At 65.0% G+C, this 15,060-nt stretch carries 10 protein-coding genes and 1 rRNA gene; 5 read left to right on the forward strand and 6 right to left on the reverse strand.

What is annotated here, in order from left to right:
• The 3 genes from VMS96_13940 to VMS96_13950 form a co-directional block, all read right to left on the reverse strand.
• A 16S ribosomal RNA gene (locus VMS96_13940) occupies nucleotides 1–125 on the reverse strand; the annotation flags it as partial.
• Nucleotides 126–871: 746 nt separating this feature from the next.
• Nucleotides 872–1,570, reverse strand: coding sequence for a hypothetical protein (locus tag VMS96_13945; protein ID HVP44529.1), 699 nt, complete (start codon nucleotides 1,568–1,570; stop codon nucleotides 872–874).
• Nucleotides 1,571–1,602: 32 nt separating this feature from the next.
• Nucleotides 1,603–3,669: a M13 family metallopeptidase gene (locus VMS96_13950; protein HVP44530.1), complete on the reverse strand. Its 2,067-nt coding sequence runs from the start codon at nucleotides 3,667–3,669 to the stop codon at nucleotides 1,603–1,605.
• A 101-nt stretch (nucleotides 3,670–3,770) separates the two neighbouring features.
• On the opposite strand from VMS96_13950, the gene VMS96_13955 reads away from it, so the two are divergent.
• Complete coding sequence (locus VMS96_13955) at nucleotides 3,771–4,838, forward strand: MJ1255/VC2487 family glycosyltransferase (GenBank protein HVP44531.1); 1,068 nt, start codon at nucleotides 3,771–3,773, stop codon at nucleotides 4,836–4,838.
• The gene (locus tag VMS96_13960) at nucleotides 4,835–5,533 is read left to right on the forward strand and encodes a phosphatase PAP2 family protein (protein HVP44532.1); all 699 of its coding nucleotides are present in this window, start codon (nucleotides 4,835–4,837) and stop codon (nucleotides 5,531–5,533) included. The genes VMS96_13955 and VMS96_13960 overlap by 4 nt, the downstream gene beginning before the upstream one ends.
• A gap of 72 nt (nucleotides 5,534–5,605) precedes the next feature.
• Here the strand turns inward: VMS96_13960 and VMS96_13965 are convergent, their stop codons facing one another.
• Nucleotides 5,606–6,631, reverse strand: a complete 1,026-nt coding sequence (locus VMS96_13965; GenBank protein ID HVP44533.1) for a hypothetical protein — start codon at nucleotides 6,629–6,631, stop codon at nucleotides 5,606–5,608.
• A gap of 262 nt (nucleotides 6,632–6,893) precedes the next feature.
• Here VMS96_13965 and VMS96_13970 point away from each other — a divergent pair, with 262 nt between their 5' ends.
• Both VMS96_13970 and VMS96_13975 read left to right on the forward strand, forming a co-directional pair.
• Nucleotides 6,894–7,541: a DUF1579 family protein gene (locus VMS96_13970; GenBank protein HVP44534.1), complete on the forward strand. Its 648-nt coding sequence runs from the start codon at nucleotides 6,894–6,896 to the stop codon at nucleotides 7,539–7,541.
• 71 nt (nucleotides 7,542–7,612) lie between these two features.
• A complete protein-coding gene (locus tag VMS96_13975) occupies nucleotides 7,613–10,282 on the forward strand; it encodes a protein kinase (protein HVP44535.1) in 2,670 nt (889 codons plus the stop codon).
• 28 nt (nucleotides 10,283–10,310) lie between these two features.
• Here VMS96_13975 and VMS96_13980 read toward each other — a convergent pair whose 3' ends face one another.
• Complete coding sequence (locus VMS96_13980; protein ID HVP44536.1) at nucleotides 10,311–12,314, reverse strand: HD domain-containing phosphohydrolase; 2,004 nt, start codon at nucleotides 12,312–12,314, stop codon at nucleotides 10,311–10,313.
• Nucleotides 12,315–12,432: 118 nt separating this feature from the next.
• Nucleotides 12,433–12,894 carry a PaaI family thioesterase gene (locus VMS96_13985; protein ID HVP44537.1) on the reverse strand — a complete coding sequence of 154 codons (462 nt, stop codon included), beginning with the start codon at nucleotides 12,892–12,894 and terminating at the stop codon, nucleotides 12,433–12,435.
• 117 nt (nucleotides 12,895–13,011) lie between these two features.
• On the opposite strand from VMS96_13985, the gene VMS96_13990 reads away from it, so the two are divergent.
• Complete coding sequence (locus VMS96_13990; GenBank protein ID HVP44538.1) at nucleotides 13,012–15,060, forward strand: ATPase, T2SS/T4P/T4SS family; 2,049 nt, start codon at nucleotides 13,012–13,014, stop codon at nucleotides 15,058–15,060.

The raw sequence follows: 15,060 nt of genomic DNA on the forward strand, positions 1-15,060 counted from the left end.
TAGTCACGTGTTACTCACCCGGTCGCCACTTTACTCACGGAGTTGCCCCCGCTTTCTCGTTCGACTTGCATGTGTTAGGCACGCCGCCAGCGTTGATTCTGAGCCAGGATCAAACTCTCGTTTGAAACCTGATGTCTTCCCGACGGGTAGTCAAGGAAGACGACGACCCGGACAAAAGAGCCCCACTGGGGCCCCGGAAATCCGGATCGTTCCATACTTTGTGAGATCGCTCAAACCTATACTCGGTCTGTTCCATCTCACGACTGGCACGTTCAACCTGTTGTCAAAGACCGACCGCCGACCGCCTGAGCGGGGCGTTCAGTCGAAGCGGCGGGCACTGCACAAGGCAGCCCCCGCCGGTCCTCGAAACCTTCCTAACTTACCGGCTGTTTCCAACCCTGTCAACCAGCCAACCTGTTGGTTTTCCACAGGTTTTGCACGCCGGTTGCCACGGTGAGCCGCTGCTACGCCTGCCGGCGGAGCGCTCCTTTGGCGCGATACGTCAGGAGCTCTCGACCGTGGCTTTTTCGAAGCGCACAAAGCCGAGAGCACAAGAGATTAGTAAAAGATCGTCGGGAGGTATTGCGACTGACTCGCTTAACCCATCGGGATGCTTTGTCCCGATTACTAGCGCCGTGGCCGGCGCCAATTTCGACTCTGCTACTCTACCAGACTTCCCGCTCCCGCGCAACCAAAAGGCGCGCGTTTGCCGCGTTTTCTTTGCCGTCCTCTTGTACAGCCGGCTGACGGCCTGGCGCACGGGCGTAAGCCGTCATTTCTCAGCTGTTTCGGGAACGGGAACCACGCGGCGGCAGACTGATGACGCAGGTGTTGACCATGTTGATTCTCGCGGGCTTAAGGCGAACGCGGCCTACTTCCAGCTCACGGTGATGAAGCGTGCCGGTTTGGGGCCGTTCTCCAGTTGGTGGGTGATCCCGGCATCGGCGAACAGCACCTCGCCGCTCTTCTGGCTGCGCATGACCGGCGCCGCGCGGCCCTCGATCATGTCCTTCATCTCGAGGTCAGAGATTGCGATCACCATGTGGTCGGTGCTGTGGCTGTGCTTCATGGTGACCGCTCCCGGCCCCATCTCCACCTCCGACACGCAGACCCGGTCCGTGCAGAAGAGGTAGCGCTCGCTGACGCAGGCCGTCGTGCTCTTCGGATTGCAATAACGGGAGGATTTTTGCGGGACCGGTTTCACCGCTCTCTGCGGCGCCAGGAAATCCACCACCGTGGCGCGGAAGGCGGTGTCGCCGTCGTTGTGCACCGCATGGGTGACCGGGGCCGCCATCCACGCTTCCCCGGCCCGTCGCTTCTGCTGGGCCGGGGGCTTGCCCGGGACGGTCGTGGTGAGAGTCGCCTCGGTCAGCGTTACCGCCAGGTATGGACGGTCGTGCCGATGGAGCTGCGTCGCCTGATGCGGAGGGACCTCGACCGCGGTCACCACCACGTGTTCGTTGCGCAGGATCAGTCGGTGGTACGGTTCCTGTTCCGCCGGAACCGGCGTCTGCCCCGGCGCCGCCGTGGCCAGCGCCAGGCAAAACAGCATCACCCTCATGGTCATCATTCCGATTCTACCGGAAGTGCCATTCCGGGCTACTACCAGACCTGCACGCGCTCTGCCGGCGGCAGGTACAGCTTCTGTCCCGGCTTGACCCCGAGCGCGGCGTACCACGCATCGACATTGCGCACGGTATCGGCGCGGTACTCGGCCGGCGAGTGCGAATCGGTCAGGACTTGCTGGCGCAGGGCGGCGTCGCGCACCTTCGTCGCCCAGGTCTGGGCGAAGGCGATGAAGAATTGCTGATCGCCGCTGAACCCGTCCTGCTCGGGAGCGGCCTGGCCGCCGAGCGAGGCGCGGTAGCCGTCATGCGAAGCGGCCACTCCCGCCACGTCGGCCACGTTCTCCGCCAGCGTCTGTTGCCCGTTGATGGCGAGGTCGGGAAACGGCTTGTACTGGTTGTACTGCTGCACCAGGGCCTGGGTGGCTTTCTTGAAGTGGTCCAGGTCTTCGGCGCTCCACCAGTTCCGCATGCGGCCGTGGGAATCGAAGGTCGCTCCTTCGGAGTCGAAGGAATGGCTGACCTCGTGCCCGATCACCGCCCCGATAGCGCCGTAGTTCATCGCCGCCGGCCCCTCCGGATCGAAGAACGGAGGCATCAGGATGGCCGCGGGGAAGTTCAGGGCGTTCTGCAGCGGCAGGTTCACCGCATTCACCGTTTGCGGGGTCATGGACCACTGATGCTTGTCCACCGGCTTGCCCAGGCGCGCCACGTGGTAGTGATACTCGAACAGGTTGCTCCGCCACAGGTTGCCGAACAGGTCGTCGGGCTTGATCTCCAGGCCGGAGTAGTCCTGCCAGCTCTCGGGGTAACCCACGCCCACGTAGAGCGTGGTCAGCTTGGCCTTGGCCTCCGCCTTGGTGGCCGGCGCCATCCAGGTGAGCGCGTCGATGCGCTTGCGGAAGGCCTCGATGATGTTCGCCACCATGGCCTCGGCCTTGGCTTTGGCTTCCGGCGAGAAGTAGCGCTGGGCATAGATCTTGCCCACGGCGTCGCCCAGGACGCCGTTCACCACGAAGACCCCGCGCTGCCACCGCGGCCGCTGCTGCGGCGTCCCGGTGAGCGTCTTGCCGAACATGGCGAAGCGCTCGTCCACGAAGGCCTTGGGCAGCGTGCCCCCGTACTCCTCGATCAGATGAAAGGCCAGCCAGTCTTTCCAGGTCTCCAGCGGCGCGGAGTTGACCAGCGCGGCCTCGGCGGTGAATGCCGTCGGTTGCCACACGATGAAATGGGATTGCTTGTCCAGGCCTGCGGCGCGGAAGAATTCCCCCCAATCGAGCCCCGGGGCCTTGGCGGCGAAGTCTGCCCGCTTCCACGGGTTGTTGGCCTTGTGGACGTCCTGGTTGTCGGCTAGGCTCACGTGCTTCTCGGCGATGGCATGCTCCAGTTCGATGATGCGCGCGGCCCGTCTCTCCGGCTCTGAGAAACCGGCCAGCTTCAGCATCGCGGCCACATGCGCCTTGTATCTCTCCTGGACCTGCTTCATGTGCGGGCTGCTCGCCAGGTAGTACTCGCGGTCCGGCAACGCCAGGCCGCCCTGCAGCAGGTAGGGAGTGTAACGGTCGGGGTCGTCGAACCCGGGCGCCGTCCACAGCCCGAACAGGTGCGCAGTGTGGAAGTTGGTGTTGTTCAGCGGATCGACGTCGGCGCGCAGGTTCTCGCCCAGTGCGCGCGCCAACTCGCGCTTGTCCTTGATGGCGGCGATCTTCTTCAGTTCCGGCTGGAGCGGCGCCACGCCCTTGGCCTCGATCGCCTCTTCATTCATGTAGGAGTTGTAGAGGTCGGCGATCTTGCGGGCCTCGGATCCGGCGGGCGGGTTCGCCTTGGCCGCCTCCTGGATGATGTCCTGCGTCCGCTTGTTGGCCAGGTCGGCGAGCGGCGTGAACACCGAGACGCCGGCACGGTCGGGCGGGATCTCGGTGCGCTTCAGCCACGCGCCGTTGGCGTAGGCAAAGAAGTCGTCGCCGGGCTCCACGCTGCGGTCCATGGAGGCGGGGTTGATCCCGTGGGGTTTGCTGGCGGGTTCCTGGGCGAAGAGGACGGCACAGGAAAGAAGGACGGCGGCGAGGAACAAGAAGCGGCAGGAGCGAAATGTGGGTTTCATAGGTCTTCCGTAGCGCTGGAATAAGAAACGAAAGAGTTTAGACGAACGAAGGGGCGGTTGGGTAGCGCTCCCCCCGCATTTACACTAGGGCCGGACCCAGCATGGCCAACATCCTCTACGGAGTCAACGGCGAAGGCGCCGGGCACTCGACCCGCTCCCGCGAGGTGCTCTCGCATCTGAAGGAGCGCGGGCACAATCTCCACGTGGTCTCCTTCGACCGCGGGCTGAAGAACCTCTCAGAGGAGTTCGAGGTCACCGAGATCCACGGCTTCCGCTTCGCCTACGTCAACAACCAGGTCCGTTACCAGCGGACCCTGGCGCGCAACCTGATCGCCGGGCCGCGGGCGCTCGCCAGCCTGCGGCGGCTGCTCCGCCTGATGGACCAGTGGCGCATCGACCTGGTGGTCACCGATTTCGAGCCGCTCTCCTGCGCCGCCGGGCGCCATAAGCGGCTTCCCGTCATCTCCATCGACAACCAGCACTGCCTCACCAACGCCCGCATCACCTATCCCCGCCGCTACGCCGCCGATGCCGCCGCCGCCAAGCTCGTCACTCGCCTGATGACCCCGGGCGCCGACGCCTACCTGGTCATCTCGTTCTTCGAGGCTCCGCTCCGCGACCGGAAAAGGACCTTCCTCTTCCCGCCCATCCTGCGTCAGGAGGTGCTGCGGGCGCGTCCCACGACCGGCGAGCATGTGCTGGTTTACGTCACCTCGCCCTCCCGGGACCTGGTGCGCGTGTTGCGGCAGGCGCCGGCCGGCTTCGTCTGCTACGGCTTCGAGCGCGACGGCCGGGACGGCAACCTGGTCTTCAAGAAGCCTAGCCTGGACACCTTCCTCGCCGACCTCGTCTCCTGCCGCGCCATCATCGCCAACTCCGGATTCTCCCTGGTGAGCGAGGCCCTGCACCTTGGCAAGCCCTATCTCGCGGTCCCGGTGAAGCGCCAGTTCGAGCAGGTGTTCAACGCCTACTACCTGGAAAAGACCGGATACGGTGCGTTTGGCGAACGACTGGACGAGGAGCGCGTCGGCGAGTTCCTGTCGCGCCTGGACCAGTACCGCGCGCGGCTGGCGGCGTACCCGCGCCAGGACAATTCCGCCCTACTGGCCAAACTCGACGCGCTGATCGCCGCCTCCGTCCCCCGGCTGCACGGCGCCACCGCCCTATGAGCGAACCGCAGGATCTTCCGCCCATCGAGCGCGCGCCCCAGCCCATCACCTTCTCCGGGGCCGCCGTCCTCACCAGCCTGGCGGCCGCGGCCGGCCTGCTGCTGTTCTTCGTCTGGCTGTCCGACCAGGTCTTCGAAGGCGGGGCCGCGCGCTTCGACGCTTCGGTGCGCGCCTGGGTGCACGGCTTCGCCTCGCCGACTCTCACCCGCGCCATGCAGTTCGCATCTTCCCTCGGCTCGGAGGTCCTGGTCGCCGGCCTCGTAGTCTCGCTCGTTGCCTTCGGACTGCTGCGCTGGAAGCGCGCTGCATTGTGGATGGTCGTCACCATGGCCGGCGCCCTGGTCCTCGACCTGGCGCTCAAGGCCGCCTTCCACCGGACGCGGCCCGTCCCCTTCTTTGGCCCCAGCCCGCACACCTACAGCTTTCCCAGCGGGCACTCGCTCTTCTCCTTTTGTTTCTATATGGTGCTGGCCGGCCTGGTGAGTGCGCGTCTGCGCTCGCCGCGATTGCGCGTCCTGGTCTGGACGCTGGCCGCTCTCATCGTGGCCGCGATCGGCCTGTCACGCATCTACCTGGGCGTCCACTATCCCAGCGACGTGCTTGCGGGATATCTTTCGGCCGCCATGTGGGCGGCGGCCATGATCACCATCGACCGCGCCCGCCGCCAGCGCAGCCGGAAGCCCTCCACAGAGTAGCCGCCGCTGGCCGCCCTCTGCATGGCTGGCTCAAACTGGTGATGAGCAGCTTCCCCAGCCCAAGCCGTCGCCCTATTCGTCTGTGCCGGGCGGCGCCGTCTCCGGCACAGCGGTGGCCTTGTCCTCGCGCGCCCCATTCGGTTGCAATGGCTTCTCGGCGATATTGCCAGGCGGGTAGGAAGGTTCCGCGGCCGACATCCGCGGCGTTTTGACGGTTTGCTCCGTGTCCACCCAGAACAACCGGAAATGGCTGAAACTGTGCCGATGGCGATACTGGTGGCCACGGCAATCCATGTAGATCTCGGCCTCCCGCGGCAACCAGAGCCGCACCTCACGGCTGGGGAATTCCACCAGGGCGTACTCCACGATCACGTGCTCCAGCCGTAATTGGATCTCGGGGATGGGATCGCGCAGGTCTGTCTCCAGCCGCAGGATTTGAAGAGTCTCGGCGTCGATCCAGGCCCTCGCCTTCAACATCACGCCGAAAGACCGGTTGGCTATCCGGTAGTAGCGAAAGTTGTTGGCTTGCACCTGCGTCAGGTGCAGACGCCAGGCGCGGCGCCCCCGCCACTCGCTGAGCCCTTCGCAGCTCACCGCGTAGTCCTTCAGGTAGACCGGGTGGAAGATCAAGGCGAACGCGGCCGTCCCGATGGTCGCCAGCTTCGAGGGGAACTTCTTTACGGCTACCGTGTCGTCCCGGTATTCCTCCACCACGAGTTGTCGCGGCGCCTCCTGGTGAATGTAAGCTACGTAGCTGAACGCGGCCTTTTTCGATGGGCGCAACACTCCCTTATTGTCAACTTCGTCGAAATCGACCTCCTCGGTCGCGCTGAAGCGCTGCATGTCGCCGACCAGGTCCTGGACCCGCTGGCTGGCGCCCGCCACAACCTCTCCCAGTGGGCACGGAGTTTCAGTACTTAGGGGGGCGAATACATGATCGATGTCCGGCGGGGCCCAGGCGAAGGATGGGCTACTGCGACTATCGTCGCCTGCTGCCGCACCGGCCAGGAGCACGGCGGCAATCACCGCGCGCGCGAAGCGGTTCCGTCGCGCGCATGTGGCGCCCCGGCCGAGGTCTGCCCAGCAGATCGAGCCCATGAGCCCTCCTTGGGCCGGAAGCAGCACCGCAGGACACTGCTTGCACCTGGCCGGTGATCTGTTCAGGTGCCGAGGGTTCCTGGGGATCAGCCCAATCAGTGCGTGGGAATGAGTCTGGAGCAGGGCCCGGGGACCGCCAGAATGAGGACAGATGATAACCCACAGTCCCCCGGTCTGCACGCTATTGGCTGGCGCCCGGTGGACACCCGCCGACCCCTGCCGCTACACTGCTGCCGCTCAGAATCGCTAAGGAGAATCCCCCATGAAGCGTTTGTTAGTCGTGACTCTGCTGGTCGCGTTGGCGCTTCCGGCGCTGGCGCAGGCCCCACCTGCTCCCCCTAAACCCGGCCCCGAGCAACAGCGGCTGGCTTATTACCTGGGCACCTGGGTCTCCACCGCCGACATGAAGCCCAGCCCCTTCGGGCCCGGCGGCAAGACCACCTTCACCGAGCACAACGAATGGTTCCCCGGCGGCTTCTTTCTGGTCACCCACAGCGACGGTGTCATGCCCGGCAACTTCAAGATGAAGGGCCTGGCCACCATGGGCTATGACGCCGCCAAGAAGGAGTACTTCTACCACGCCGTCAACAGCATCGGCATGGCCGAATACGCCACCGGCCGGGTTGACGGCGACACCTGGACCTGGAATTCGGAGATGCCGTTAGGCGGCAAGGCCTATAAGAATCGTTTCACCATCAAGGAAAAGTCTCCCACCTCCTATGACTTCAAGTTCGAGCAATCCGAGGATGGGATGAACTGGAACACCGTCATGGAAGGCAGCGCCCACAAGACCGCCGCCGCGGCGAAGACCGCGAGCAAAGCTGGAACGGGCGCGAAGAAAGCTCCCGCCAAGTCCAGCACCGAAACCAGCACCACCACGGCCACCAAGAAGACGACCACCACCAAGTGACCGGGGTCACCTCCGAGCAAGGGCCGCGTCACAGCGGCCCTCTTTCTCTTCGCGCTATAACCGGGGGAGAGATGCCGCTCACGGCTGGCCTACGGTTGGGCCCTTACGAGATCCTGGGCGCACTGGGTGCGGGCGGGATGGGAGAGGTGTACCGTGCCCGCGACACCCGCCTCGGCCGCGACGTCGCCGTCAAGATCCTGAGTTCCAGGCTGGTCTCCGGGCCGGAGTTGCGCGAGCGCTTCGAGCGCGAGGCCCGCACCATCTCCCAGCTTTCCCATCCGCACATCTGCCCGTTGTACGACGTCGGCCGCCAGGACGACGTGGACTTCCTGGTCATGGAGTACCTCGAGGGCGAGACGCTGGAGCATCGTCTGATGCGAGGCCCCTTGCCGGCCGATCAGCTCCTGAAGATCGCTATCCAGGTCTCCGATGCTCTGGGCAATGCGCACCAGCACGGCGTCGTGCACCGCGATCTGAAGCCGGGCAATGTCATGCTCACCAAGACCGGGGCCAAGCTCATGGACTTCGGGCTGGCGAAGCTCCGCGCCGAATCGGCGCCAGCGGTCGCGGCCCTCGCTGAAATGGTGACCGCACCCACCAGGAAGCTCACCGTCGAAGGCACGCTCGTCGGCACCTTCCAGTACATGGCGCCGGAGCAGCTCGAGGGCGGCGAAGTGGACGCGCGTAGCGATATCTTCGCTTTGGGCGCCGTCATTTATGAGATGGCGGCCGGACGGCCCGCCTTTACCGGCAAGAGTAAGGCCAGCCTGATCGCCGCCATTCTGTCCTCCGAGCCGAAGCCCCTCACCGAACTGCAGCCCATGACTCCGCCCGCGCTCGAGCATCTGGTCCGGACTTGCCTGGCCAAAAACCCGGAGCAGCGCTGGCAGACGGCGCACGATCTGAAGCTGGAGCTGGAATGGGTCGCCGAAGCCGGGTCGAAGGCGGGCGTGCCCGCCCCGGTGCTGGCCCGGCGCAAGCGCCGCGAATGGCTGCTTTGGGGCATCACGCTGTTCTGCTTCCTGGTCGCGCTCGCAGGGCTCTTCCTTGCCTACCGCGAACACCAACGCGTGCTGCCCATCGCGGTGCGCTCCTCCATCGAGCCTCCTGAGGGCCAGATCTTCGCCTTCACCGGCGATGTCGCCGGGCCTCCGGTCATCTCGCCCGACGGTACACGCATCGTCTTCGCGGCTTCCGACCAGAGCAACCATCAGCAACTCTGGCTGCGCTCCCTCAACTCGACCACCCCGCAGCTGATCGCCGGCACCGACAATGCCACCTTCCCCTTCTGGTCGCCGGACAGCCGCAAGGTCGGCTTCTTCGCCGACGGCTCTCTGAAGATCAGCGACCTGTCGGGCACCCCGCCGGTCGCGCTCATCAACCGGGTGGTTTATGGCCGGGGCGGCGCATGGAGCCGCGACGGTCGTATCCTGTTCTCCCCGGGGTTCCGCTACGGCCTGATCTCCATCCCGTCCACCGGCGGTGCGTACAAGGACGTGCTGAGCACGCGTGACACTGAGTTCACCTCTTTCCGCTGGCCCCAGTTCATGCCCGACGGCAAGCATTTCATCTACCTGGCCGTGCACCACGAGAAGGGCATCGAGAGTTCGCTGTTCTTCGCCTCGCTCGACGACCCCAAGCCCAAACTGGTGATGCGCACCAGCGCCGCCGCCCGCTTCGGCTCTGGGCGCTTGCTGTTCATGCGCAACACTACCCTGATGTCGCAGAAATTCGACCCCACGACCGGCGAACTCTCCGGCGAAGCCACGCCCCTCGCCGACCAGGTGCTCTGGGACGCCGGCATCTGGCGCGCCGTGTTCGATGTCTCCGAGAACGGCATTGCCATCCACGAACCCGGCACCGTGGCCGCTTCCACGCGCCTCGCCTGGATGGACCGCGCCGGCAAGCAGCTCTCCACCCTCGATGTGCCGACCGGCTTTCAGACCCAGTCCATCTCACCCGACGGAAGATACCTGGCCGTTCAGGGAAATCCTTCGACCGACCTGTGGATCTACGACCTGGAACGAGGCGTTCACAGTCGTCTGACCTTCGAACCCATGAGCCGCCAGTTCCCTATCTGGTCACCCGATGGACGCTGGGTGGCTTCCCTCACCTTTCTTCCTCCCGCCAGTTTCATTATGCGCAAGCGCGCCGACGGCATCGGCCCGGAGGAGAAGCTCCTCGAGAGCAAGGCGATCATGGCCGTGTGTGATTGGTCGCCGGACGGAAAACATATCCTGTATGCCCAGGCGACGGAGAACGGCGCCGCGAGCTGGATCTGGGCCTTGCCCCTCGACGGCGACCGCAAGCCTTTTCCACTGGTACAAACCCCGTTCTACAATGCGCCCGCCGTCTTCTCCCCCGACGGGAAATGGATCGCCTACCAGTCGAACGAATCCGGCCGCCCTGAGATCTACGTCACCACCTTTCCCCAGCCCTCGGGCAAGTGGCAGGTTTCGACCAACGGGGGATACACACCCAAGTGGGGACGCGACGGCAAGGAGATCTTCTACATCGCTTCGGGCGATACCCGGGTGACGGCCGTTCCCGTCCGCGCCAAGGCTGGGCAGTTCACCATCGGCGAGGCCAAGCCCCTGTTCCGCTTGTCCGGCACGGCGCAGTTGTTCTCCTGGTTCGAGCCTTCGACCCGCAGCGACAAGTTCCTGGCCCCCGCCCCCATGGGCGAGAACCAGCCTCCGCTGACCCTGATCACCAACTGGACTGCCGCCCTGTCCAAGTAGCTTGCTTCTGATGGCTGACGGCTGACCGCTAGTACGGGAAAGGTTCGATCTTCCACTTCTCGAACACTTTCGCTTCCAGGAAGATCTTGAACAGCTCGGGGTCGAGCTCGCCGTCCTTGACCGCGAAGCCCAGGATCTCGATGGCCCGCTCCTGGCTGACCGCCCGCTTGTACGGCCGGTCGCTGGCCGAGAGCGCGTCGAAGATGTCGGAGATGGTCATCATCCGCGTCTGCACCGGGATCTCCGGCGCCGCCAGCTTGTACGGATAGCCCAGTCCGTTCAGCTTCTCGTGGTGGCCGCGCGCGATCTCCGGGATGGTGCGGATCTCCCGCGTCCACGGGATCTGCTGCAGGAAATTGAAGGTGTGCACCACGTGCGACTCGATCTGCAGCCGCTCCGACTCGTCCAGCGATCCCTTGCGGATGGAGAGCAGGCGAACCTCGTCCGGGGTCAGCAGCTGGCGCTCATCCCCGCCGAAGCCCAAAAACTTCTGCGTCGCGATGTCTTGCAGCATCCCGAAACTGCCCTCGGGCAGCACCGTGGGCTCGTCCGACTTCATCACCACGCCCAGATGGTCGTCCAGCAGCCTCAGCTCGCGCTCCAGCTCGGCCTCGAACTCCGGAGACTTCTTGGCGAACTCCTCCGGCCCGCTCTGCAGCAGATGCTGCAGCTTGCGCTTCAGCGTCTCCACTTCGCGGGTGCGCTTGACGAACTCGAAGCGCTGCTTGATCAGGTCCATCTGCGCGGGGTAGAGCTTCTTGGCCTTGACCAGCACCTCCTCGCGCACCCCGACCTTGCCGAAATCGTGCAGCAGCGAGGCGTAGCGGATGGCCTTCATCTCGCTGCGCTCGAACTTCAAGTCGGCGAACGGCCCGGAGTCAGCGCGGTCCACCGCTTCCGCCAGCGCCACCGTCAGGTTCGCCACCCGGAACGAATGGCCGCTGGTGGTGGGGTCGCGCGCCTCGATGGCGATGACCGACGCCTTCACGAACCCTTCCAGCATCCTCTGGATGGCCTCGTACAGCTGGCTGTTCTCATAGGCCACCGCCGCCTGGCTGGCCAGCGATTCCACCAGCTCCTGCTGCCGCTGGGTGTACGGCACCACTTCCCGCTCCACCACCGCCACGTCTTCCAGCCTGGCCTCGTAGTGCCGCTTGGCGTTCAGCAGTTGCACCACCCCCACGATCTCATCCTTCTGATTGCGCATGGGGACGGCCAGGATGGACTTGGTGCGGTACCCGGTGCTCTCGTCGAAGCGCCGGCTGAAGGAGAAGGGCACCCCTTCGGGCAGCTCGTAGGCGTCGCCCAGGCGCAGGCTCTGCCCGGTCAGGGCCACGTAGCCGGCGATGGACTTCTTGCTCAGCTCCATCGTCGTCTCTTTGAAAGGAAAGCCCTTGGAATCGTTCTGCGCCAGCTTGAAGCGCATCCGCTTGCGCGGCTCCTTGCGCTCGTCCTTCAGCTTGCCCGGCGGCAGCTTGACCTCTTCCAGTTCGAGCAGGTAGAGCGAGCCCGCGTCGCTCTGGGTGATCTCCCGGCACTTGGTCAGGATCAACTCCAGCAGCCGCTCGGTGTTGTGCTCCGCCGACAGCGCCGCCCCGATCTTGTTCAGCTCCGAGATCTCGCGCGTGGCCCCCGCCAGCTGCTCTCCCACCTGGCGCCGGGTGGCGTGCAGATGGATGTGGTCGAGCGCATTGTCCACCATGCGCTCCAGCAGCTCGTTCGTGGTCTCCGGCGGCAGGTAGGCGTACACCACCGAGTCCAGCCGCGGATCGCCGAAGCGGTCGCGGCAGAGCGCGATCACCCGCACGCTCGGATCGCGCAGCTGGTCGTAGTGCTCGCGCACCAGCCGTTCCGACGAGGTGAGCACCACTTTTTCCGCCACGTTCGCGTCCAGCTTCTCCCAGGGCATCCGGCGGAAGCGCTGCGTCCCCCGCAGCCTCTCCCGGCATGCCAGGTCGCCGTCGAAGTACACGATGACCGGCAGGATGTGGACACTCCCGGATTTTGGCGCCGTCCGTGCCGTCGTGCTCATGATTGCAGTAGGAGGGGGAGAGACTACTCTGGCCGCAAACTATACCAGAATTACGGGCGGGTGCCTCACCAAGTCGCGATTTTGGCTGCCGACTGACGACCGGCGACTGGCGACTTCTTCACCAGCGGTGGAACGCCGGATGCCCTTCCTTCACCGCCACGAACTTCCCCCGCGCCGTGGCGCAGACCTGCCCGCCGGCCAGCAGCTCCGCCTCGATCACCGCCCGGTCGTCCTTGATCTCCGCCACCCGCGCCACCAGCCGCACCGGCCCGGCCACCGGCGTCGGCCGCAGCAGCTTGATGGAGTACTCCGCGGTCACGGTGCAGGGCGGCTTGTCGGCCCCGGCCCGCTTCATCAGGTGATAGGCCGCCGTCCAGTTCGAGTGGCAGTCCATCAGCGCCCCGATGATCCCCCCGTTCAGCGCCCCCTGGTACGCCTGGTGATGCGCCTGCGGCTGGAACTCGGCCACCACCTGGTCGCCCTCGACGAAGCTCTGGATGTGCAGCCCCTGCGGATTCGCCGGCCCGCACCCGAAGCAGATGTTCCCCGGCGCATAGGTCTCCTGCAGACTCTTTGCCATGGCTCCAAGATAACGCACACTCCCCCGTTCCCGCTGACTCCTGACTCCTGACTCCCGACTCCTGCGTTATAATCCGCCCCACTCCCCCGAGTAACCGGTACAAACGAGGACTCCCAAATGGCCACTCCGACCCAAGCTCCGGCACCTGCGGCCGCGCCCCCCACCGGCGGTCTGCACTTCCTGCAGCGCATCAAGCTGTTCTCCGCGCTCTCCATCCCCGACTGCGAGCAGGTGGTCAAGCGCATGAAGCGCCGCGACTTCCCGCCCAACCAGGTCATCGTGCGCGAAGGCGCCCCCGGCACCAGCATGTTCTTCATCACCGCCGGCAAGGTCGAAATCCGCAAGAAGGACCCGCACACCGGCATCGACTTCCTCCTGGTCGAGATGGGCCCCGGACAGAACTTCGGCGAGATGTCCCTGCTCACCGGCAAGCCGCGCAGCGCCACCGTCACCGCCGTCCAGCCCACCACCGTCGCCGTGCTCGAGCAGGCCGATTTCCAGGACCTCCTGCTCAAGTACCCCAAGATCGGCATCTCCCTCACCACCGTGCTCGCCGAGCGGGTCGAGGCCGCCTCCCAGCAGGTCGGCATCGAGTACATCAACCTCGCCAAGATGAACTTCGACGCCCGCGTCCTCTCGCTCCTCCCCCAGACCATGATGATCCAGCACAAGGTCATCCCCGTGGCCTTCGCCAACAACCGCCTCACCCTCGCCATGGTCAACCCCAACAACATCATTGCGCTGGATGACATACGGCGGATCATCAAGGGGGTGATGATCGAGCCGGTGGTGACCACGGACGACGATTTCCGCAAGTTCATGAACAGCACCTACCAGACGCTGATGAAGAAGGAGGAGGAGCCGTCGAAGACGACTACGGAACTGGTCGGCAAGCCGTCGGAGAACGTCATCGATCTTCTGCAGAGCGAGATCATCCGCGACCTGCAGATGACCGAGGAGCTGGCGGCGGCGGGCGGCGACACCAAGCAGGACCTGATGTCGGCCTCGGAAGACGCGCCCATCATCCGGCTGGGAAATTCGATCTTAGGATTGGCCATCAAGAAGGGGGCCAGCGACATCCACGTCGAGCCCATGGAGAAGGAGCTGGTCATCCGCTTCCGCATCGACGGCGTGCTGCAGACGGTGCAGAACCTGCCCAAGAAAGTCCAGCTCGGGCTGATCTCGCGCCTGAAGATCCTGTCGAAGCTCGACATCAGCGAGAAGCGCCTGCCCCAGGACGGACGCATCTCGGTGAACATGGAGGGCAAGCCCATCGACTTCCGCGTCTCCACCGTGCCCGCCAAGTGGGGCGAGAAGGTCTGCATGCGCATCCTCGACAAATCCAACACCATGCTCGGCCTGGACAAGGTGGTGGCGCACGAACCCACGCTGAAGCTCATCCGCGAGCTCATCAACCAGCCCTACGGCATCATGTACGTCACCGGGCCCACCGGCTCGGGCAAGACGACGACGCTGTACTCGGCGCTGGCCGAGATCAACGAGCCCGGCATCAACATCTCCACCGCCGAGGACCCCATCGAGTACGACCTGGGCGGGGTCAACCAGATCCAGGCCAACAAGGACATCGGGCTGGACTTCGCCCGCATCCTGCGCGCCTTCCTGCGCCAGGACCCCGACGTCATCCTGGTGGGCGAGACCCGCGACAAGGAGACCGCGCACATCGCGGTGGAGGCGGCGCTCACCGGACACCTGGTGTTCACCACCCTGCACACCAACTCGGCCGCCGGCTCCTTCACCCGCCTGAACGAGATGGGCATCGAGCCCTTCCTGGTGTCGAGCTCGACCATCGGGGTGATGGCGCAGCGGCTGGCCCGCCGCCTGTGCCAGCGCTGCAAGGAGCCGTTCCCGGCCGAGGACGCCACCTGCGAGTACATGGGCATGCCCAAGGGCGTGACGATCTATAAGGGCAAAGGCTGCGACGCCTGCAACGGCAAGGGGGTGAAAGGCCGCGTCGGCATCTACGAAGTGATGAAGATGAACGCCGAGCTGCGGCAGATGGTGGCCAAAGGCGCCCTCACCGAGGACATCCACAACGCCGCCCTCCGGCTGGGCATGTGGGATCTCAAGAAATATGCCGCTTGGTTGTTAACAGAAGGCCTCACGACAGTCGAGGAGGTTCTACAGGTTGTGTCGGTCCAGGAGTAA

This window comes from Terriglobales bacterium (assembly GCA_035543055.1).
Taxonomy (GTDB): Bacteria; Acidobacteriota; Terriglobia; order Terriglobales; family Acidobacteriaceae; genus JAIQFD01.